Raw genomic sequence first — 22,417 nt, forward strand, 5'->3', positions numbered from 1 at the left:
GAAAATTAATGATAACTTCTTGGCGCTAAAAAGTTTACTGTGGTAGTTTCAATTAATTCGTCGCCACTATAAACTTCAATAGTTAGTTTGTTTTTGTCTCCTTCCAATTCTTTTTTATCTATTTCAATGAACAAAGTGCCTTCGGCCATCCCTTGTTCAGGAACAAAGAAAGTATCAGAATTTGAAACTAACTTTATTTCACCCTTATATTTTTTAAGTCTAAAATTTATGTTCTCAACAGGTTTTGTTGTTTTATTAATTAGCTTATAAGTAAATACATTACTAATTATATCACCTTCCTTATGTTCATACAATTGTCCAGGCAATCTTAAAACACGTGCTTCAATATCATTTCTTAATGATAGCATACTAAAAAGAACGCCTGTTAAAACTAAAAGAACAGCTATATAGCCTTTCATTCTAGCAGTTATTTTGAACTTTTCTTTCTTTTCAATTTCATCCTCACTAGCATATCTAATCAAACCTTTAGGCAAGTTGATGCTTTCCATAATATGATCGCATTCATCAATACAAGCAGTACAGTTTACACATTCTAATTGAGTACCATTTCTAATGTCTATTCCAGTTGGACAGACATGTACACACTGTAAGCAATCTATACAATCTCCATGACCTAAGGCTTCTCTGTCTTCCCCTTTTCTAAATTTCTTCCTGCCGTTTTCTCCTTCTCCTCTTTTATGGTCGTAGGCTACAATTATCGATTTATCATCTAAAAGTACACCTTGTAGTCTTCCATAAGGACAAGCTATAATGCATACTTGTTCTCTAAACCAAGAAAAAACAAAATAGAATATTGCTGTAAAAATAATTAGAGGGAAAAGTGTTCCTGTATGCTCTAGAGGACCGTCTGATATGTATTGTATAAGTTTATCACTTCCAATTAAATATGCTAAAAACACATTAGAAATAAGAAAAGAAATGATTATAAAGATGAACCATTTTAAGCTGCGTTTTCTTATTTTTTCTGCATTCCATGGTTGATTATCTAAACGACGTTGTTTATTTCTATCTCCATCAATCCAATATTCTATTCTACGGAAAACCATTTCCATAAAAATAGTTTGAGGACAAATCCAACCACAAAAAATTCTTCCAAAACTAACTGTAAATAGAGCTATAAAAATAACCCCAATAATCATGGAGATTACAAATAGATGAAAATCTTGTGGCCAAAATGGAAATCCGAATATATTAAAGCGTCTCTCTAAAATATTAAATAGTAAAAATTGGTTACCATTAATTTTAATAAATGGAGCAGCAATTAAAAAAAGTAAGAGAACATAGCTAACTATTTTGCGATATTCATAATATCTTCCACTTGGTTTTTTAGGATATACCCACGCACGTTTTCCATCTTCAGTTAACGTGCCTATGGTGTCTCTAAACGATTCATTTTCTGGAGTTTCCATGACTTTAGATTAAAGAGTCAAGAATTAAGACATTTGGTTGGAAGATGTGGTCTTAATTCTTGATTCTAATGATAATAAATAATAATTATTTTTTATTCTTTCCAGATATCACCTTCTGCTTCTTTTGGTTTGGCAGGAGTAGTACCTTGGAATTGTAATATGTAACTTGATACTTGGGCAATTTCTGAAGGTTTTAAACTTTGTTTCCAGGCAATCATCCCTTTTCCATTTCTACCACCTTCAGAAATTGTTTTAAAGACGTTTTTAATACCTCCACCTAAGATCCAATATTCATCCGTTAGGTTTGGTCCAATACCACCTCCTCCATCAGCTTGGTGACAAGCAACACAATTAACTTCGTATATGGATTTTCCATTACTTAAATCGGCAGCACTAGTTAAAAGTTCAACTGTATTGAAATCTACTAAATCTTTAGCTGTTTTTTTGTATTCTTCTAGAGCTATCTTGGCTTCAGCGTATTCGGTTTCTAATTCGTCGTATTGCGTGTAACCGTCAAATACTTCAAATCTTGCTAAATAAATGACAGCAAAAACTATAGACGCATAGAATCCATAAGTCCACCATGGTGGAAGATCGTTATCCAATTCTTTAATACCATCGTAATTGTGATCTAAAACAATTTCGTGTTCTTCGGCCATAGGTTTAGAGCCTAAAGATTTTTTATAAAGAGATTGAATTTTTTCAATCCATTTAGAAGATTGAGGTTTTTTAGCATCGTATTTTGCTTTTCCTTCTTCATCTAAACTTTGATAAAGAATGTTACCTAAAGAGCTTACTATGGCTTCAATGGCAACTAAGAAAAACAGAACAAATACATAAAACATTAGAACCATAGGATACTCTACAAAAGCAGGCATTCTGCCTGAATTAACAAAGTACTCTACGAGTGCAAAAATAATAAAGAATATAACGGGTACCCTTACCCATGATGGGATTGATTGTCTCATAATATTTGGTCTTTTTGGTTATCTAATGGCATATCACTTACTTCTTTGATATAGTCTTTTTTGGCTGTGAAAACCCACCAAAACAATACAACAAAGAAGGTGAAAAATATCAGTAAGGAAATGATAGGGAAAATCTCAATTCCAGCTATACTATCCATATAATTTTTAGCAAATTTCAACATGGTTTCTTAGTTTATAGTAGTTGTTTCGTCTAAATCTTGAACTTTAATATCTGTTCCTAATCGTTGTAAATAAGCAATTACAGCTACAATTTCACGATTACGCATTTCAATAAAATCTTCACCACCAGCTTCCTTGTCTGCTTCATAGGTTTCAGCAAAATCAGGATCAGAATACAAGTTTTTCTCAATTTGTGTTCCTTGCTCTAACATGTGCAGTTGTGCATTTGCAATATCTTCTTCTGTATAAGGAACACCAAGTTTAACCATAGCTTTTAATTTGGTTTCAGTATTCGACTTATCAAGTTCATTCTTTACCAACCATTGATAAGCTGGCATAATAGAACCTGAAGAGGTGCTTTGTGGATCGTACATGTGGTTTAAGTGCCAGTTGTCTGAATACTTTCCTCCAACACGGTGTAAGTCTGGTCCTGTTCGTTTAGATCCCCAAAGGAATGGATGATCGTACACATATTCTCCAGCTTTAGAGTATTCTCCATAACGTTCTACTTCACTTCTAAACGGACGAACCATTTGTGAGTGACATCCAACACAACCTTCACGAATGTAGATATCTCTACCCTCTAATTCTAATGGTGTATATGGTTTCACACTGGTTATAGTTGGAATATTAGATTTTACCATAATGGTTGGTACAATTTGAACAATCCCACCTATTAAGATTGCAATAGTTGCATAGATAGTTAGTTTAATAGGCTTACGTTCTAACCAAGTATGCCATCCTTCTCCAGCAATACGTCTTTTTGAAACATTTTGTAATGCAGGTGCTTCTGCTAATTCATCTGTAACAGCAGAACCTTGTCTAATGGTTTGAATGACGTTATAAACCAATACTAACATTCCTATTAAATATAACGTTCCACCAATAGCTCTCATCCAATACATTGGCATAATTTCAGTTACAGTCTCTAAAAAGTTACCATATACTAAAGTACCATCTGGATTAAATTGCTTCCACATACTGGCTTGAGTAAAACCAGCTACGTATAAAGGTAAAGCATACATTATAATTCCTAAGGTGCCAATCCAAAAGTGGAAGTTTGCAAGACTTGTAGAGAATAATTTCGATTTAACTAATCTTGGTACTAACCAATATATCATTCCAAAGGCTAAAAACCCGTTCCAAGCTAAAGCTCCTACGTGAACGTGTGCAATAATCCAATCTGTAAAGTGACCAATGGCATTTACGTTTTTAAGAGAAAGCATCGGACCTTCAAAGGTTGCCATCCCGTATCCAGTAATAGCTACTACCATGAATTTTAAAACAGGATCCGTACGTACCTTATCCCAGGCGCCACGTAGAGTTAATAACCCGTTGATCATCCCTCCCCAAGAAGGCATTAATAACATAACTGAAAAGGCAACACCTAAGTTTTGAGCCCATTCTGGTAAAGCAGAATATAACAAATGGTGAGGACCAGCCCAAATATAAATAAAGATTAACGACCAGAAATGTATAATAGATAGTCTATAGGAATATACAGGTCTATTAGCTGCTTTAGGTACAAAATAATACATTAGACCTAAAAATGGAGTAGTTAAGAAAAATGCCACTGCATTGTGTCCGTACCACCATTGTACTAAAGCATCTTGAACTCCTGCATAAACTGAATAACTTTTAAAAGCACTTACAGGAACTTCTAAACTATTAAAGATATGAAGTACTGCTACAGTAACAAAAGTTGCCAAGTAAAACCAAAGAGCCACATATAAGTGTCGTTGTCTTCTTCTAATCATAGTACCTATTAAATTGGCACCAAATACTACCCAAACCACTGCAATAGCAATGTCAAAAGGCCATTCTAATTCAGCATATTCTTTAGATGTAGAAAAACCTAATGGAAGTGTAATTGCAGCACCAACAATAATTAGCTGCCATCCCCAAAAGTTAATTTTACTTAATACATCGCTATACATTCTAGCTTTAAGCAAACGTTGTGTAGAATAATATACACCTGCAAAAATTGCATTTCCTACAAAGGCAAAAATAACGGCATTTGTATGTAATGGTCTTAAACGTCCAAAACTTAACCAGGAAATACCGTCGGTTAAATTTGGGAATAAAAACATAAATGCTAGTAGTAAACCTACTATCATTCCTACAACACCCCAGAGTATGGTTGCGTAAAGGAAATTTCTAACGATTTTGTTATCGTAATAAAACTGTTGTACTTCCATAATAGTTAATTAGTCTTTTTTGGTTTTTTTATTTGTTAATTCTGTTTGTTCTTTTACTAATTCGTCTTCAAAAAGCATTCGTACCGATGGGGTATAGCTATCGTCGAACTGCCCACTCCTTACTGCCAAAATAAAGACAATAAAAAAGAAAATCGCAACTATAATGCTGATACTTAATAATATATATATAGCACTCATACCTACCTAGTGTTATGGTTCAAAATTACTTTTGTGACCGTTTTAAAAATATGATTTTTATCATATTTGTTAATTTGTAATCATTCTAATCTTCTTCCTAATAAATTAGTTGCAATAGTAGTAAAAACTACAATACTAATGGAACTTAAAGGCATTAAAATAGCTGCAATTACTGGTGCTAACTGTCCTGTTACTGCAAAATAAAGTCCAATAGTATTATAAAAAAAGGATAATACAAAACTCCATTTTATAATTTTTATAGCACTTTTAGATGCCTGAATATAATTAAATAATTGATTAAATTTTGAGGCATCTAAAATAGCATCGCACGCAGGCGAAAACACATTTACGTTTTCTGAAATAGAAATTCCAACATTACTTTGCGCTAAAGCTCCAGCATCATTTAATCCATCTCCTATCATTAGAACTTTGGCTCCTTCTGTTTGATGATATTTAATGTACTCCAATTTATCGTTTGGTTTTTGATTAAATATTAGCTTTGTCTTCGAAGGTAATAATTTTTTTAGATTTTCTTGCTCTCCTTCATTATCTCCTGATAAAATAACCAAATCGTAATCTTTTTTCAATTTATTAAAAAGTTTTGACAAACCCTTTCTATAATTGTTGAAAAACGTATATTTTCCTTTATAAACATTATTTGTACTTATATGTACTGCTGTATTTAGTACATTAGTATCTGTTGTGTTTCCCACAAAGCTAGCCGAACCAATTTTAATATTATTATTGTTGTGAGACCCTTCAATACCTTTTCCTAAGTGTTCTTCAAAATGATTTAAAGTAATGATATTATGTTTGTCTAAAATTTGATATAAAGTTCTGCTTAAGGGATGATTTGAGCCACGTAGCGTATTTTTTAAAAGTATTTCTTCTGAAGCACTAAGCGCATCACCTTGATAGGTAGCATGACTTTTTTGACTGGTGGTTATGGTTCCAGTCTTATCGAAAATAATGGTGTTTATTTCTGCTAATTGCTCAACAACTGAAGCGTTTTTTACATAAAACTTCAGTTTACCAAAAATTCGTAATAAGTTTCCAAATGTAAAAGGGGCAGAGAGCGCAATAGCACAAGGGCAAGCTATAATTAAAACAGCTGTAAAAACGTTTATGGCTTTTGTAGGATCTGCAAACAGCCAATATGTTGTGGATATAAATGCAATGGCAAGAACAGTAAAAGTGAATTTTTTGCTAATAGCATTGGTCAGCGTTGTAAAACCGTCTTCTTTGTTTTTACTAAACACATCGTTACTCCAAAGTTGTGTTAAATAGCTTTGTTCAACAGTTTTTAACACATCCATTTCTATTACACCAGAAGTTTGTTTTCCTCCAGCAAATAGTTTATCGCCAGATTTTTTAGAAACCGTTTCAGATTCTCCTGTAACAAAACTATAGTCTATAGATGCATTTCCACTAATTAAAATACCGTCTACAGGAATTAATTCTTCATTTCTAACAAGTAGTCTATCTCCTTTTTTAATATCGTAAACCTGAATAGGAATTTCTTTACCTTCTTTAGTGATTTTAGTAACTGCAATTGGAAAATAAGACTTATAATCTCGTTCAAACGATAAAAAAGCATAGGTTTTTTGCTGAAAAAATTTTCCAAGTAATAGAAAAAATATCAAACCAGTTAAACTGTCGAAAAATCCAGACCCATAATCGAAAATAATTTCAAAGGTACTTCTTAAAAATAAAACAGCTGCACCTAAAGCGATAGGCACATCGATATTTAAAATTTTAGAACGAAGACCTTTATAGGCAGAAATAAAATAATCTTGTGCCGAATAAAAAATAACTGGCACAGAAAAAGCAAACATAACCCAACGAAATACGTGTTTGTATTGTTCTAACCAAAATTCGCCAACTTCAAAATATTCTGGAAACGAAAGAAACATCACGTTTCCAAATGCAAAACCTGCCACCCCTAATTTGTAAATAAGAGATCTATTTACGTTGTCTTTACCTGTTTTAAAATCGTCTAAACTAATATAAGGTTCATAGCCTATAGCACTCACCAATAAAACAACGTCTTTTAAAGAGCACGTTTTTGAATTAAAAGTAATCCGTACATTTTTCTTTCCAAAATTAACTTGTGAAGAAGAGATGGCAGGATTCAGTTTGTTGAGGTTTTCTAATATCCAAATACAAGAACTACAATGTATGTGAGGGATGTATAAGGTAACAATTTGTGTATTGTCATCATTAAACTCAAGCAATTTTTCTATTATATTTTGCTGTTCTAAAAAATCGTATTTTCCTTGAATTTCTTTAGGTATGGCTCCTGGAGAATTTTGTAAATCGTAATAACAAGTTAAATCGTTTTCAGAGAAAATCTCAAAAACGGTCTTACAGCCATTGCAACAGAAAGATTTTTCTTGAAACACAATGGCATGGTTATCACAAGAATCACCACAGTGGAAACATGACTTTTGATCCATAAATAATTTGCTCTTTTTACCCAATACAAAGGTTAAAAGATAGTAAGAATTTAGATATGATATTTGTCATGTTTTGATTAATTTTACAAAACTTTAAAAAACAGGTATGAGTAAGTGCAATCAGTGTATAATTAAGGAGTTTAATTCTTTAAAATCGTTATCTAAAGAAGAATTAATGGGCATCTCTGGATGTAAAACTTCTAAATTTATAAAAAAGGGAGAAATTATTTTTGAAGAAGGAGAAACCTTAAAAGGGGTTTATTGTGTAAAAGATGGCATTTGTAAACTCACTAAATTAAGTGCTAACGGAAAAGACCAAATTGTAAAACTTGTTGTAAAAGGAGATTTACTTGGACAACGTTCGTTAATTAGTGACGAAGCTGTAAACCTAAGTGCAGTAGCCTTAACTAATATGGAAGTATGCTTTATACCTAAAGCAGAAATCTTTGGAAACTTAAAAAACAATTCCGATTTTTCCATGGATATGCTAAAACAGATGGCTAACGATTTAAAAGAGTCTGATAACGTAGTTGTTAATATGGCTCAAAAATCGGTAAAACAACGTTTAGCTGAAGCCTTAATGTATATACATAACAGTTTTGGTCTTGATAATCAAGGATATTTAAATGTTGTACTTTCTAGAGAAGATTACGCAAGCGTAGTTGGAACTGCTACAGAATCTGCAATTAGAGTCTTATCTCAATTTAAAAAAGAAGGATTAATTTCTACATCTGGAAAACAAATTAAAATTGAAAACATGGAAGGTTTAAAACGTATAGAGTAGATTTACCAATTACCTCTACTTTTAATATTTGCTTCACAAAGTTTTATAATTTCTACAATACGTTTTTGTCTAGTAGCTTCTCTTTTTGCTTGATTTAACCAATACAAATAACTTTTTTTATAGGAAGGTGCAAAAGATTGATAGTTTGTAAAAGCCTCTGGGGTTTTATTAAATGCAACTTTCAAATCTTGAGGAATAATTCCTTTTTCAACATCATCTAAAGCAGTCCAGGAACCATTTTGTTTTGCTACTTTTATTTTTTTCAATCCACTTTCATGCATTAAATCTGAGGCTAAAAGTTCTTTTATATGTTTTTTGTTTAAAGCACTCCAAAGACTTTTAGGGTTTCTTGGAGTAAAGTATTGCCGTCTTTTTCCATTACCTAAACTTTTAACTGTAGAATCTATCCAACCAAAACACAAAGCTAGTTTAACGGCTTCTTCCCATCTCATACTAGCTTTTTCATGATCTACTTTATATAGAATAATGTAAATGCCTTCAACAGTATCATGATTTTGAAACAACCACTCACGCCATTCTCTCTCCGTTTTAAAATATACTTCTTGAAGAGCCATAGATATTATAAGTTTTTATCTTCTACATAAAAATTTGGGTCTATTTTTAAATCACTTCCTTCAATAGCCAATGTTTTCCATTCAGCAGTTGGATGTATCCATTGTTCTTTGTTGTCTATACTGACTTTAATTGGCATTGCGAATTTCTCAACAATATATATCCATCGGTATTTTAGTTCATTGTCTTCAAAAGTGTATTCAAGCATTGGAATTCTATAATCTCTCAAATACTGATTGAAAAATGCTTTTAAATCTATTCCTGATTCCTGACTAATGTAATTTTCAATTTGTTCTGTTGTAACCGTTTGATGATAAAATGTCTTGTTTAAACCACGTAAAATTTGACGCCATTTTTCATCGTCATCAATTAATTGTCTTAAAGTGTGTAACATGTTGGCGCCTTTGTAGTACATGTCCCCAGAACCCTCTTTATTGACATTATAAGGACCAATAATTGGACTGTCGTTATTAATATTACTTCTTATGCCAATAACATATTCTGAAGAAGCTTCTTTTCCAAAATAGTAATCCACAAATAAACTTTCTGAGTAGGAGGTAAAACTCTCATGAATCCACATGTCTGCAACATCTTTGTAGGTGATGTTGTTCGCAAACCACTCATGCCCAGATTCGTGAATAATAATAAAATCAAATTTTAATCCCCAACCAGATCCAGAAACATCTCTTCCTAAATAGCCATTTTTATATTGATTTCCGTAAGTTACTGAGCTTTGGTGTTCCATACCTAAATAAGGAACTTCAACTAGTTTATAACCATCTTCGTAAAATGGGTAAGGTCCAAACCAATACTCAAAAGCTTTCATCATTTTTGGGGCTTCTTTAAAATGGTTTTTGGCTCTTACCAAATTATCACGTAACACATAATAGTCCATGTCTAAAGGACCGTTTTCTCCTTCGTAAACTTCAGAGAAATGTACATAATCTCCAATGTTTACATTTACACCGTAATTATTTATTGGGTTGCTTACAAACCAATTTGTAGTAACTGTATTATCGCTTTGTTTCTCAGTGCTTGTCAATCTTCCGTTGGATACATTTGTTAGGTTTTTAGGAACATTTACGCTAATTAACATGCTATCTACTTCGTCGTACATATGGTCTTTATTTGGCCACCATACGCTAGCTCCTAAGCCTTGACAAGAGGTTGCTATAAATGGAATCCCATTATTATCTTCTTTCCATGAAAAACCTCCATCCCAAGGTGCACGAATAGCTTCTTTAGGTATTCCTTCGTAAAATACATCCACAGATTGGATGCTACCTTTTTTTTGCTCTACTTTTAAGGTGATAAAATGAGCATTTCCATCCTGCTTAACGTCTAACTCTTCACCGTTTTGAGTGACTTTCGTAATTATTAATGGTTCTTGTAAATCTACTTGCATCAGGTTATGAGGCTTCAGTACTTGATAGTGAATGCTGTTTTTTCCAGAAATAGATTTGGTTTCAGGAGAAATTTTTATATCTAAATGGTAATAGGTTAAATCCCACCATTCCCTTTCTGGAGTGATGCTTCCTCTCAAAGTATCTTGATGAGTGAATACAGATTTTTCTTGAAGCACATCTTGGGATTGACATTGTAATTGAATTCCTAAAATGAAACATGTGACTATGGTGAAAATTTTCATCTGTTTTGTTTTTCGTAAAATTACAGAAAATAATTATGGATAATGATAGAACCGAACGCTTACAATGTTAATTATATCATAATGAAATTCTCACTTAAAATTTGAGATAGAAATAAAAGAAAAAGCCGTTTCAATTTGAAACGGCTTTTTTACTTCTAACCAAACTTAATTAAAAACAATATTTATTTTCAGCTTTTACTTTTTCAGCAATAGCTATACGTAAATCTACAATATCAGGGTAGTTTGCATATTTTACAAAACGTTTTAATCCCATTAATAACATACGTTGCTCATCGCCTTCAGCAAAAGAGATAATACTTTCTTTTCCGTTTTTCTCTACTATAGAAACAGCGTTGTATAAGTATAATTTAGCCATAGCAATTTGTATAGCTTGTTTGTCTTCTCCAAATCGTTTCGCATTTTTCTCAGCTCTAAGAATAGCTGATTCTGCCATGTAGATTTCAATTAATATATCTGATGCTGCAATTAATAATTGTTGGTGCTCTTCTAAATCTGGACCAAACTTTTGAACAGCAGCTCCTGCAACCATTAAGAAAACTTTTTTAAGTTTTGCCACCATTTCTTTTTCTTCAGCAAATAACTCTGAGTAATCTGGTGTATCAAAAGATGGTATTCCCATGAGTTCTTCTTGAACTTTTTGAGCAGGACCTAATAAATCAACATGACCTTTCATAGCTTTTTTAACAAGCATACCTACTGAGAGCATTCTGTTAATTTCGTTAGTTCCTTCGTAAATACGTGCAATTCTGGCATCTCTCCAGGCAGCTTCCATAGGTGTTTCTTCAGAGAACCCCATACCACCAAAAATTTGTATGCCTTCGTCTGCAGCATTTTGAACATCTTCTGAAACAGCTACTTTTAAAATGGAACATTCAATAGCATATTCCTCTACACCTTTAAGTTCTGCTTCTTGATGAGAATTTCCAGCTGCTTGACGCATAGCAATTCTATCTTCAATGTTTTTTGAAGCTCTATAGGTTGCCGATTCGCCAGCATAAGCACTTGCAGCCATTTCAGCTAATTTGTATTTAATAGCTCCAAAATCTGCAATTGGCGTGTTAAATTGTTTACGTTCGTTAGCATATTGAACAGCCGTTGTTAAAATGCGTCTTTGAGAGTCTAAACAAGCAGCAGCTAATTTAATACGACCCACGTTAAGAGCATTCATGGCAATTTTAAATCCTTCACCACGACCCGCTAACATATTTTCTACAGGAACAACAGTATCGTTAAAAAATACTTGACGCGTAGAAGAGGCGCGAATACCTAATTTATGTTCTTCTTCTCCTAATGTAATTCCATTAGGGTTTTTTCCATCATATTCTACAATGAAACCAGTAATGTTTTTATCATCTTCTATACGAGCAAAAACAATCATCAAACTACAGAAACCTGCATTTGAGATCCACATTTTTTGTCCGTTAATTTTATAACTTTTACCGTCTTCAGAAAGGGTGGCAGTTGTTTTTCCCGAATTTGCATCCGATCCTGCGCCTGGTTCTGTTAAACAATATGCTCCAAACCATTCGCCAGTGGCTAATTTAGGGACATATTTTTTCTTTTGTTCTTCGGTTCCATATAGAGTAATTGGCATAGTTCCAATTCCTGTGTGAGCTCCAAAAGCTGTACTAAACGAACCGGTACCACTGGATATATAATCGCAGGTTAAAACTGTTGAAACAAAACCCATTCCTAAGCCATCATAGGCTTCAGGAACTGCCACACCTAAAAACCCAAGCTCTCCAGCTTTACGCATTACCTCTTCAGTTAACGCATAATCTTTTGCTTCAAATCTAGGTTTATGTGCAATGATTTCACGCTCGTTAAATTCCATAACGGCTTCTTTCATCATCGTTTGTTCTTCTGAAAAATCTTCAGGAGTAAATACGTCTTCGCATTTTGTTTCTTTTACTAAGAATTGTCCCCCTCTTAGTATGTTTTTTTCTGTTGCTTCCATGTTTTTTTTATGATTCTAGACAGTTAGAAACTAGATTCTAGACTGTATTTGTTTGTTAAATTATTTTTTCTTAAAAGACTATATTCTAGACTCTGTTTGTTTCTATTTTAAAAACTCAAATATCCCACAAGCTCCTTGACCTGTTCCAACGCACATGGTTACTGCACCATATTTTCCTACCATATTTCGTTTTCGCATTTCATCGAATAACTGCACAGAAAGTTTTGCTCCTGTACAACCAAGTGGGTGGCCTAAGGCAATGGCACCTCCGTTCACATTAATAAGGTCTGGATTTAAATTCAATTCACGAATTACAGCTAAGGATTGTGAGGCAAAGGCCTCGTTTAATTCTATAAGCTCTAGGTCGTCCTGCTTTAATCCTGCTAATTTTAAGGCTTTAGGAATAGCTTTTACTGGGCCAATTCCCATAATTCTTGGTTCAACACCTGCTGCAGCATAATTTACTAAACGTGCAATTGGTTCTAAGCCTAATTCTTTAACCATATCTTCGCTCATAACCATAACAAAAGCAGCACCATCACTCATTTGAGATGAGTTACCAGCAGTTACACTTCCTCCTGCCGCAAATACAGCTCTTAGTTTTGCCAGTGCCTCAAGATTTGTTCCTTTTCTAGGACCTTCATCTTTAGTTACTGTATATGTTCGAGTGGCTTTTTTGCCGTTTGCCTCTATATAAGTCTCTTCTACTTCAATAGGTACAATTTGATCTTGAAAACGATCTTCAGCTTGAGCTCTTAAAGCTTTCATATGCGAATGGAAAGCAAACTCATCTTGGTCTTCACGAGAAACGTTGAATTGGTTAGCAACAGCTTCAGCTGTATTTCCCATGCCCCAATAATAATCCTCGTGACCAGATTTTACAATGTCGTAATTTAATTCTGGTTTAAAACCAGACATAGGTACAGAACTCATACTTTCTGCACCACCAGCAATGATGCAATCCGCCATTCCAGCTTGAATTTTAGCAGATGCCATAGCTATGGTTTCTACTCCAGAAGAGCAAAATCGATTAACGGTTACTCCAGGAACATCCACGATATCTAATCCCATTAAAGAGATTAATCGCGCCATATTTAATCCTTGAGATCCTTCTGGCATCGCATTTCCAACGATAACATCGTCAATACGTTTTGGATCTAAATTTGGCAATTCTTTCATCATGTATTTGATGGTTTCTGCTGCCAATTCATCTGTTCTTTTAAAACGGAACACACCTTTAGGTGCTTTCCCTACGGCTGTTCTGTATGCTTTTACTATATATGCTTGTTTCATTTTTTTTTTGATTTTTAGATTATTCAATTTTTAGACTTCTTGGATTTCTAATAATCTAATTACGTAACGGTTTCCCTGTTTTCAACATATGTTGAATACGCTCAAGTGTTTTTCTCTCGGTACATAATGAAAGAAAAGCTTCCCGTTCTAGATCCAATAAATATTGCTCACTCACTAAGCTTGGTTCAGATAAATCTCCTCCAGCCATTACGTAAGCTAATTTGTTAGCTATTTTCTTGTCGTGTTCACTAATGTATTTGCTATCTTCCATAGCATCAGTTCCAACTAAGAACATTCCTAAAGCTTGTTTCCCCAGTACTTTTACGTCTGTGCGTTTTACTGGTTGTGTATAGCCGGCATCAGCCATTATTTTAGCATAAGCCTTAGCCATTGCAATTTGTCTGTCTTTATTAACTACCACAACATCCTTTCCTTTCTGAAGGATTCCTAAATCGAACGCTTCGTAAGCGGAAGTTGCAACTTTAGCCATTCCGATGGTTAAGAAATATTCTTGTAGGATATTTAATTCCACATCTCCTTTTCTAAACGTATCTGAAGCTCTTAAGGCCATTTCTTTAGAACCTCCACCTCCAGGAATCACACCAACACCAAATTCGACAAGTCCGATGTAAGTTTCAGCAGCAGCAACTACCATATCTGAATGCATTGAAAGTTCGCAACCACCACCAAGAGACATGCCGTGAGGCGCTGCAACGGTTGGAATGGAAGAATAACGCATACGCATCATGGTATCTTGGAAATATTTGATAGCCATATTAAGCTCGTCGTATTCTTGTTCGGCAGCCATCATAAAAATCATTCCAATATTGGCACCAACAGAAAAGTTTGCGGCTTGATTACCTATAACTAATCCGGCAAAATCTTTTTCGGCTAGATCGATTGCTTTATTTAATCCAGCTAAAACGTCTCCACCAATAGTGTTCATTTTTGATTGGAATTCGCAGTTTAATATACCATCTCCTAAATCTTCAATAACAACTCCGGAGTTTTTAAAGACCTCTTTAGATTTTCTGATGTTATCTAAGATGATAAAACTATCTTGACCTGGAATTTTTTCTTGCGATTTTGAAGGGATATTGTAGAAATAAGTGGCTCCTTCTTTAACAGAATAAAAGGATTTGTTTCCTGAAGCGACCATGTCATTAACCCAAGCATTTGGCTCTAAACCTTCGGCTTTCATTAATTCGATTCCTTTTTCAACTCCAACAGTATCCCAAATCTGGAAAGGACCATGTTCCCAACCAAAACCAGCTTTCATGGCATCGTCTATTTTATAAAGTTCGTCTGTAATTTCTGGAATTCTGTTTGAAACATAAGCAAACATAGCTGCAAAGTTTTTTCTGTAGAATTCTCCAGCTTTATCTTTTCCAGAGACCAAAATTGGAAAGCGATCAACAACCTTATCGACTGTTTTTGTTAGTTCCAAAGTGGCAAATCTTGCTGATTTTTTTGCTCTATATTCAAGGGTGTTTAAATCTAAAGTTTTGATTTCTTTCCCTTCTTTTTTGTAAAAGCCTTGTCCTGTTTTGCTTCCTAACCATTTATTTTCCATCATGGTATTGATGAAACCTGGAAGTTTAAAAAGTTCATGAGCTTCATCATTCGGACAGTTTTCATAAATACCGTTGGACACATGTACCAAGGTATCTAACCCAACTACATCAACCGTTCTAAAAGTTGCCGATTTTGGACGACCAATTACCGGACCAGTTAATTTATCAACTTCCTCAACCGTTAAATCCATTTCTTTTACTTGATGGAATAAGCTTTGAATTCCGAAGATTCCGATTCTATTTCCAATAAAAGCAGGGGTGTCTTTAGCAACTACTGAAGTTTTTCCTAAGAATTTCTCACCATATTCACTTAAGAAGTCGAGAACAGATGCATCTGTTTTTGGACCAGGAATTATTTCGAATAACTTTAGGTAACGTGCTGGATTGAAAAAGTGTGTCCCACAGAAATGCTTCTGAAAATCTTCACTACGTCCTTCACTCATAAAATGAATAGGAATTCCCGACGTATTTGAAGTAATTAAGGTACCAGGTGTTCTATATTTTTCAAGTTTTTCGAAGACTTGTTTTTTAATGTCAAGACGTTCCACAACCACTTCCATAATCCAATCAACATCCTTTACCTTGGCAATATCATCGTCTAAGTTTCCAGTAGTAATTCTCTTGGCAAATGAAGAATGATAAATAGGAGATGGTTTCGATTTTAAAGAAGCCGTTAATGAATCGTTTACAATTCTATTTCTTACTGCCTTGTCTTCTAAAGTTAAACCTTTAGCTTTTTCGGCATCGTTAGGTTCTCTTGGAACTATATCTAGTAATAGCACATCTACGCCAATATTGGCAAAATGACATGCAATTCCAGATCCCATTATGCCAGAACCAATAATTGCTATTTTTTTTATACGTCTTGTACTCATTTTATTCTAAATGATTTATCAATTAATATTTTGTGTTGTTTACTTCGTTGGTATAGATTTTTTTGTTCGATATCAAATCGTTTATGGTATCTGCTACTTCGTAAAAGGTTATTAACTTATCTATAGGAACATTTTTTCTAATGGCTTCATTGAATTTTAGAACACGATCTCTCGAGTAGCCTCTTTTTTCTTTTCCAAAATCGGTTAAATAAATAAGGACACCTCTTCCATCTTCAGGATTAGGTTTTCTTTCAATTAAACCACGAGTCTCCATCGTTTTTAATATTCTAGAAAGGCTTGTAGCTTCCATGCCCATTTTTGGACCTAAAGAGGTTGAAGGAGTTCCTTCTTCCGGGTCTATACTCAATAAGGTAAAGCCGGTAGCCATTGTGCTCTCAAATTTCGAAGCCTCTTCATTATACATCTTTTGTACTGCTAACCATGTGGTTCTTAGAACATAATCGATGGTTTTGTCTTTCATGCTTAATGTTTATGAAACTCAAAGATAATAAAAATTTATTATGCACGCATAATAAATTGAAAAAATAATTATGGAGATAGCAAAAAAAAACTCCTTAATAATTTAAGGAGTTTAATGTTTATGGGCGATAAATTTTTTCGATGAGATCTTTGTAAATTTCTTTAATAATCTTACGTTTCATTTTCATGGTTGGTGTTAAGTGTCCTCCTTCAATAGTCCAAGCATTTGGAGTTATTTCAAACTTTTTGATTTGTTCCCAATGTCCAAATTTTTCATTGGCTTCGTCAATCTCTTCCTGAATACGATCTCTAAGTTTTTGATTAGAAGCAATGTCATTATTAGACTTAAGTGTTATATGGTGTCTTTTAGCCCATTCTTCAACAAATTCATAATTGACTTGAATTATAGCAGCTGGCATTTTTTCACCTTCACCAATAACCATAATTTGTTCAATAAATCGAGATTGTTTAAATTGGTTTTCTAATAGGGCAGGAGCCACGTATTTTCCACCTGAAGTTTTAAACATTTCTTTTTTTCTATCTGTTATTTTTAAGAAACCATCGCTATCAATTTCACCAATGTCTCCTGTGTGGAAATAATTATCAGTCATGACTTCGGCCGTTTTTTCAGGGTCTTTGTAGTAACCTTTCATGATATTTGGGCCTTTAACTAATATTTCGCCATCTTCGGCAATTTTAACATCGACATTATCAATAACTTTTCCAACGGTACCAATTCTAAAACCACCTTTTCTTTGATCGTTTACAGAAATTACTGGAGATGTTTCAGTTAAACCATAGCCTTCCATGATAGGCATTTCGGCAGCAGCAAAAACCCTAGTTAATCTTGGTTGTAATGCAGCACTTCCAGAAACCATTAAGTCTAATTTTCCACCCAAGCCTTCTTTCCACTTGCTAAAAATAAGTTTTCTGGCTAGTTTTAGTTGTGTTTCGTACCACCAACCGTTTGCTCCATATGGTTCATATTTTAAACCTAGATCTACAGCCCAAAAGAAAAGTGCTTTTTTAATTCCAGAAAGTTCACTGCCTTTTGCTACTATTTTATCAAATACTTTTTCGTATAATCTAGGAACGGCAGTCATGACGTGTGGTTGAATCTCTTTAAGATTGTCACTCATTTTTTCAATTGATTCAGCAAAGTAAATTTCTACCCCACAATATTGGTAGAGATAAAGTATCATACGTTCAAAAACATGACACACAGGAAGAAAGCTTAAGGATTTTGAATGTCCATAATCAAAAGGGACACGCTTTTCACTATCCAATACGTTAGAAACAATGTTTTTATGACTTAACATAACACCTTTTGGTCTTCCGGTAGTGCCTGAGGTGTAGATTAAAGTAGCTAAGTCGTCTGTAGTAACAGCTGCTTTTCTAGCTTCAACTTCACTTTGATTGCTGTTGTCCTTTCCTAACTCTAATACATCTTTCCAGCTTTTTTCATTTGCAACATCATCAAAGGTGTAGATAGCTTTTAATTTGGTACTTCCTTTAATAGGGTTTAACTTTTCTAAAATTCCAGCATCTGATACAAAACAATAGGTTGCTTCCGAATGATTTAAGATATACTCATAATCTTCTTTAGAAATGGTTGGATAAATTGGTACATTTTGAGCACCAGTTTGTAAAACACCAATATCCATGACATTCCATTCTGTCCTGTTGGTTGTAGAAATGATTGCAATTTTATCATTTGGTTGTACTCCTAAACGAATTAAACCACGACTAATGGCATTGGCTTGATCGATATATTCTTGAGTTGAAATAGATTGCCATTCATCTTGATATTTTGATGTTAAGGCTTTATCTAAATTATAAGTTTCCAACTGATAATATGGAAAATCAAAAAGTCTGGTAATTTGAGTCATTTCTTTATGAAGTTTGAAGTCTTGCAAATTATGAAAATAAAAATGATATTCAAATGACCATATAAAAAAAGGAGCTTTTAATTTTAAAGCTCCTTGATTTTTAATGAATTATCTTGTTATTTTTTATTTTCAATCCAGTGTTTTGCATTAACAAAAGCTTCTAACCAAGGAGAAACTTCATCTTTTCTACCTTCTGGGTAATGAGCCCAATTCCATTGGAAGGTTGAACGCTCAATATGTGGCATAGTAACTAAGTGTCTTCCCGTTTTATCACACATCATAGCTGTATTAAAGTCTGATCCGTTTGGATTTGCAGGATAACCTTCGTAGCCATATTTGGCAACAATATTATAATTGTTTTCTGACTGAGGTAAACTGAACTTGCCTTCTCCATGAGAAATCCAAACACCTAATTTGCAACCTTCTAAGCTAGACAGCATCACTGAATTATTCTTTTGTATTTCTACTGAAGTAAATCCGCTTTCATGTTTTTTCGAATTATTATATGTTAATTTTCCATGTGTGTCATGATCTGGATTAACCAATTCTAATTCCATAAAAAGTTGTGCCCCATTACAAATACCTATAGAAAGAGTATCTTCTCTTTTGAAAAAATTCTTTAAAGCTGTATTGGCCTTTTCGTTGTATAAAAATGCACCAGCCCAACCTTTAGCTGAACCAAGAACATCAGAGTTAGAGAAACCTCCAACTGCGCCAATAAATTGAATATCTTCTAAGGTTTCACGACCTGAAATCAAGTCGGTCATATGAACGTCTTTTACATCAAAACCTGCTAAGTACATAGCGTTTGCCATTTCACGTTCAGAATTCGATCCTTTTTCACGTAATATGGCTGCTTTTGGGCGAGATTCTTCGCTTGCAATCTGAATGACATCGTTTAATTTTCCTGTAAAATGCTTTGGAAATATATACTGTAACGGCTGATTTTTATAATTGTCAAAACGATCTTGAGCTAAGTCATTAGCCGTTTGCTTTTGATCAAGTAGGAAGGAAGTTTTATACCAAACATCACGTAATCTTGAAACGGTTAAAGTGAAGACTTCGTTATTATTAATAATACTTAGCACATCACTTTCTTGAACGCTTCCAATGTTGAAGAAGTCAATATTTGCATCTTTTAAAACTTGTTCTACAGATGCATCTTTTGCTTGAAAAACAATACCAGAATTTTCAGAGAAAAGTAGTTTTATTGAATCTTCTTCATTCAATTTTGTTAGGTTTAACTCTGCGCCTAAATTTACATCCGCAAAACACATTTCTAATAGCGTAGTAATTAATCCTCCGGATGCTACATCATGCCCCGCAACAATTTGATTTGCTTTTATTAAGTCTTGGATGGTATTAAAAACAGTTTTTACATAGCTTGGATTTTTAACATCTGGTGCTTCATTTCCAATGGCATTTAACGATTGATTAAACGAACTTCCACCTAATTTAAAATCGTCTTGAGAGATATTTATATAGTAGATATCTCCACCATTATGCTTTAATACTGGCTCAACAACTTGAGTAATTTCATTGCAATTTGCAGCAGCAGAAATAATGACAGTTCCAGGCGAAATAACATCACCATCTGGATATTTTTGCTTCATTGAAAGTGAATCTTTTCCTGTTGGCACGTTGATGCCTAGATCGATGGCAAATTCTGAAACTGCTTGAACAGCCTGGTATAGACGTGCATCTTCACCTTCATTTTTACAAGGCCACATCCAGTTTGCAGAAAGTGATACGCTTTTTAAATTATCTTTTAAAGGTGCCCAGATAATGTTGGTAAGAGATTCTGTAATGGCATTTCTGCTTCCAACTTCAGGGTTTATTAAACCCGAAATAGGTGAGTGTCCAATGGATGTTGCAATACCTTCTTTCCCATTAAAGTCTAAAGCCATAACACCTACATTATTCAACGGAATTTGTAATGGTCCAGCACATTGTTGTTTAGCTACTTTACCACCAACGCATCTATCTACCTTATTTGTTAACCAATCTTTACAAGCAACAGCTTCTAATTGTAACACTTGTTCTAAATAAATGTGAAAATTCTTGGATTTATAACGTGGGTTTTTATAATTTCTTATAACTGTTTTATCAGTCATAATTGTTTTTGGAGAACTTCCAAACATATCTTCTAAAGCTAAATCCATTGGTTTTTCTCCAGTAGTTTTAGATTCGAAAGTAAAACGGTTGTTTCCTGTAACATTACCTACAGTGTACATAGGTGAGCGCTCACGTTCAGCAATTTTTTGTAAAGTTTCTATATGTTTTTCTGCAATAACCAACCCCATTCGTTCTTGAGATTCGTTTCCAATAATTTCTTTTGCAGAAAGGGTAGGGTCGCCAACAGGTAATTTATCTAAATCAATTTTTCCTCCCGTTTCTTCTACCAATTCCGACAGGCAATTTAAATGTCCTCCAGCCCCGTGGTCGTGAATGGAAACAATGAAATTTTCATCACCTTCTACCATCCCACGAACGGCATTTGCAGCACGTTTCTGCATTTCCGGATTGGAACGTTGAACAGCATTTAATTCGATACCTGAAGCAAATTCTCCAGTGTCTGCCGATGAAACAGCAGCACCACCCATTCCAATTCTATAGTTTTCACCACCAAGAATCACGATTTTATCGCCTACTTTTGGTGTGTCTTTTATGGCTTGATCTGCTTTTCCATAACCAATGCCACCAGCTTGCATAATGACTTTATCATAACCAAGTTTTCTTGATTTTGCATCACTAGAAGCGGCATTTTCTTCGTGTTCAAATGTTAAAACAGATCCACATATAAGCGGTTGACCGAACTTGTTTCCAAAATCGGAAGCACCATTAGAGGCTTTTATTAAAATATCCATAGGAGTTTGGTATAACCAAGGACGCGCTTTCATTTTTTCTTCCCATGGACGTGTTTTTTCTAACCTGGAGTAAGATGTCATATACACAGCTGTTCCGGCCAAAGGCAAAGAGCCTTTTCCTCCAGCTAATCTATCGCGAATTTCACCCCCAGAACCTGTTGCAGCTCCATTAAAAGGTTCGACCGTTGTTGGGAAATTGTGCGTTTCTGCTTTTAAGGAAATAACAGAATCGTAATCTTTTATTTGATAGAAATCGGGTTTATCAGCTGTTTTAGGTGCAAACTGCTGTATGCGTGGTCCTTTTACAAAAGCCACATTATCTTTATAAGCCGAAACAATATCGTTAGGATGTTGTTTGGATGTTTCTTTTATTAATTTGAATAAAGATGTTGGCTTTTCTTCACCATCGATTATAAACGTGCCATTAAAGATTTTATGGCGACAGTGTTCTGAATTGACTTGAGAGAAACCAAATACCTCAGAATCGGTTAAGAGCCTTCCAATTTTTTTAGAAACGTTTTCAAGATATTCTATCTCTTCATCATTTAATGCTAAACCTTCTTTTTGATTGTAAGCAGAAATGTCTTCAATATTAAGAATGGCTTCTGGCTGGATATCGATTGTGAAGGATTCTTGATTTAAGACTTTAAACTTTTCAGAAATCATGGGATCGAAATCTTTGAAATCTTCATTACAGGCATAAAATTCTTCAATACGTAGAATCTCTTTTATACCCATATTTTGGGTGATTTCAACAGCATTCGTACTCCATGGTGTTATCATGGCTGCACGTGGACCAACAAAAAAAGCATCCAAAGATGCTTGTTCTATTTTTGGCTGATTGCCAAATAACCACACCAATTTAGAGATGGTTTCTGTTGATAATTCTTTTGTTGCTTGAACAGCAAAAACTTTACTGTTTTGGTTTCCGAAGAAATGAATCATTCTGTATGAGTTATAGTTGCCTTCCATTTGGTAGACAGGTTGTTTAAAAATGCAAATTTACTTTTTTTAGACGTAATAATT

The 22,417-nt window shown here is 34.1% G+C and carries 15 protein-coding genes; 1 reads left to right on the forward strand and 14 read right to left on the reverse strand.

Annotated features, from left to right (window positions below; all coding sequences use genetic code 11):
• Positions 1–5: 5 nt before the first annotated feature.
• The 6 genes from ccoG to OS191_RS04755 form a co-directional block, all read right to left on the reverse strand.
• The gene (gene ccoG / locus OS191_RS04730; RefSeq protein ID WP_267154565.1) at positions 6–1,430 is read right to left on the reverse strand and encodes a cytochrome c oxidase accessory protein CcoG; all 1,425 of its coding nucleotides are present in this window, start codon (positions 1,428–1,430) and stop codon (positions 6–8) included.
• Positions 1,431–1,522: 92 nt separating this feature from the next.
• Positions 1,523–2,398, reverse strand: coding sequence for a cbb3-type cytochrome c oxidase N-terminal domain-containing protein (locus OS191_RS04735; protein WP_267154566.1), 876 nt, complete (start codon positions 2,396–2,398; stop codon positions 1,523–1,525).
• Positions 2,395–2,580: a CcoQ/FixQ family Cbb3-type cytochrome c oxidase assembly chaperone gene (locus OS191_RS04740; RefSeq protein WP_267154567.1), complete on the reverse strand. Its 186-nt coding sequence runs from the start codon at positions 2,578–2,580 to the stop codon at positions 2,395–2,397. The genes OS191_RS04735 and OS191_RS04740 overlap by 4 nt, the downstream gene beginning before the upstream one ends.
• Before the next feature lie 6 nt (positions 2,581–2,586).
• Positions 2,587–4,776 carry a cytochrome-c oxidase, cbb3-type subunit I gene (gene ccoN / locus OS191_RS04745; RefSeq protein WP_267154568.1) on the reverse strand — a complete coding sequence of 730 codons (2,190 nt, stop codon included), beginning with the start codon at positions 4,774–4,776 and terminating at the stop codon, positions 2,587–2,589.
• A 9-nt stretch (positions 4,777–4,785) separates the two neighbouring features.
• Positions 4,786–4,974 carry a cbb3-type cytochrome oxidase assembly protein CcoS gene (gene ccoS, locus OS191_RS04750; RefSeq protein WP_267154569.1) on the reverse strand — a complete coding sequence of 63 codons (189 nt, stop codon included), beginning with the start codon at positions 4,972–4,974 and terminating at the stop codon, positions 4,786–4,788.
• A gap of 80 nt (positions 4,975–5,054) precedes the next feature.
• On the reverse strand, positions 5,055–7,430 hold the full coding sequence (locus OS191_RS04755; protein WP_267154570.1) for a heavy metal translocating P-type ATPase: 2,376 nt from the start codon (positions 7,428–7,430) through the stop codon (positions 5,055–5,057).
• A 106-nt stretch (positions 7,431–7,536) separates the two neighbouring features.
• Here OS191_RS04755 and OS191_RS04760 point away from each other — a divergent pair, with 106 nt between their 5' ends.
• Positions 7,537–8,214 carry a Crp/Fnr family transcriptional regulator gene (locus OS191_RS04760; RefSeq protein WP_267154571.1) on the forward strand — a complete coding sequence of 226 codons (678 nt, stop codon included), beginning with the start codon at positions 7,537–7,539 and terminating at the stop codon, positions 8,212–8,214.
• Between the two features lie 2 nt (positions 8,215–8,216).
• On the opposite strand, the gene OS191_RS04765 is transcribed toward OS191_RS04760, so the two are convergent.
• The 8 genes from OS191_RS04765 to purL form a co-directional block, all read right to left on the reverse strand.
• Positions 8,217–8,789 carry a YdeI/OmpD-associated family protein gene (locus tag OS191_RS04765; protein ID WP_267154572.1) on the reverse strand — a complete coding sequence of 191 codons (573 nt, stop codon included), beginning with the start codon at positions 8,787–8,789 and terminating at the stop codon, positions 8,217–8,219.
• A 5-nt stretch (positions 8,790–8,794) separates the two neighbouring features.
• Entirely contained in the window at positions 8,795–10,435 is a 1,641-nt protein-coding gene (locus tag OS191_RS04770) for a M1 family metallopeptidase (protein ID WP_267154573.1), read from the reverse strand.
• Between the two features lie 169 nt (positions 10,436–10,604).
• A complete protein-coding gene (locus OS191_RS04775; RefSeq protein ID WP_267154574.1) occupies positions 10,605–12,413 on the reverse strand; it encodes an acyl-CoA dehydrogenase FadE in 1,809 nt (602 codons plus the stop codon).
• 102 nt (positions 12,414–12,515) lie between these two features.
• The gene (locus OS191_RS04780) at positions 12,516–13,706 is read right to left on the reverse strand and encodes an acetyl-CoA C-acyltransferase (RefSeq protein ID WP_267154575.1); all 1,191 of its coding nucleotides are present in this window, start codon (positions 13,704–13,706) and stop codon (positions 12,516–12,518) included.
• Positions 13,707–13,761: 55 nt separating this feature from the next.
• Entirely contained in the window at positions 13,762–16,155 is a 2,394-nt protein-coding gene (locus OS191_RS04785; protein ID WP_267154576.1) for a 3-hydroxyacyl-CoA dehydrogenase/enoyl-CoA hydratase family protein, read from the reverse strand.
• Between the two features lie 22 nt (positions 16,156–16,177).
• Positions 16,178–16,636, reverse strand: a complete 459-nt coding sequence (locus OS191_RS04790) for a MarR family winged helix-turn-helix transcriptional regulator (protein WP_267154577.1) — start codon at positions 16,634–16,636, stop codon at positions 16,178–16,180.
• Positions 16,637–16,754: 118 nt separating this feature from the next.
• Positions 16,755–18,524 carry an AMP-dependent synthetase/ligase gene (locus OS191_RS04795; RefSeq protein WP_267154578.1) on the reverse strand — a complete coding sequence of 590 codons (1,770 nt, stop codon included), beginning with the start codon at positions 18,522–18,524 and terminating at the stop codon, positions 16,755–16,757.
• A 116-nt stretch (positions 18,525–18,640) separates the two neighbouring features.
• Positions 18,641–22,336 (reverse strand): phosphoribosylformylglycinamidine synthase, encoded by a 3,696-nt coding sequence (purL, locus tag OS191_RS04800; RefSeq protein WP_267154579.1) that lies wholly within the window; start codon positions 22,334–22,336, stop codon positions 18,641–18,643.
• Positions 22,337–22,417: the final 81 nt, after the last annotated feature.

The organism is Xanthomarina sp. F2636L, assembly GCF_026410195.1.
Classification (GTDB): domain Bacteria; phylum Bacteroidota; class Bacteroidia; order Flavobacteriales; family Flavobacteriaceae; genus Xanthomarina.

Coding starts and splice junctions, on each gene's coding strand:
- ccoG (WP_267154565.1), bottom strand. CDS start 1,430: ATGGAAACTCCAGAAAATGAATCGTTTAGAGACACCATAGGCACGTTA.
- OS191_RS04735 (WP_267154566.1), bottom strand. CDS start 2,398: ATGAGACAATCAATCCCATCATGGGTAAGGGTACCCGTTATATTCTTT.
- OS191_RS04740 (WP_267154567.1), bottom strand. CDS start 2,580: ATGTTGAAATTTGCTAAAAATTATATGGATAGTATAGCTGGAATTGAG.
- ccoN (WP_267154568.1), bottom strand. CDS start 4,776: ATGGAAGTACAACAGTTTTATTACGATAACAAAATCGTTAGAAATTTC.
- ccoS (WP_267154569.1), bottom strand. CDS start 4,974: ATGAGTGCTATATATATATTATTAAGTATCAGCATTATAGTTGCGATT.
- OS191_RS04755 (WP_267154570.1), bottom strand. CDS start 7,430: ATGGATCAAAAGTCATGTTTCCACTGTGGTGATTCTTGTGATAACCAT.
- OS191_RS04760 (WP_267154571.1), top strand. CDS start 7,537: ATGAGTAAGTGCAATCAGTGTATAATTAAGGAGTTTAATTCTTTAAAA.
- OS191_RS04765 (WP_267154572.1), bottom strand. CDS start 8,789: ATGGCTCTTCAAGAAGTATATTTTAAAACGGAGAGAGAATGGCGTGAG.
- OS191_RS04770 (WP_267154573.1), bottom strand. CDS start 10,435: ATGAAAATTTTCACCATAGTCACATGTTTCATTTTAGGAATTCAATTA.
- OS191_RS04775 (WP_267154574.1), bottom strand. CDS start 12,413: ATGGAAGCAACAGAAAAAAACATACTAAGAGGGGGACAATTCTTAGTA.
- OS191_RS04780 (WP_267154575.1), bottom strand. CDS start 13,706: ATGAAACAAGCATATATAGTAAAAGCATACAGAACAGCCGTAGGGAAA.
- OS191_RS04785 (WP_267154576.1), bottom strand. CDS start 16,155: ATGAGTACAAGACGTATAAAAAAAATAGCAATTATTGGTTCTGGCATA.
- OS191_RS04790 (WP_267154577.1), bottom strand. CDS start 16,636: ATGAAAGACAAAACCATCGATTATGTTCTAAGAACCACATGGTTAGCA.
- OS191_RS04795 (WP_267154578.1), bottom strand. CDS start 18,524: ATGACTCAAATTACCAGACTTTTTGATTTTCCATATTATCAGTTGGAA.
- purL (WP_267154579.1), bottom strand. CDS start 22,336: ATGATTCATTTCTTCGGAAACCAAAACAGTAAAGTTTTTGCTGTTCAA.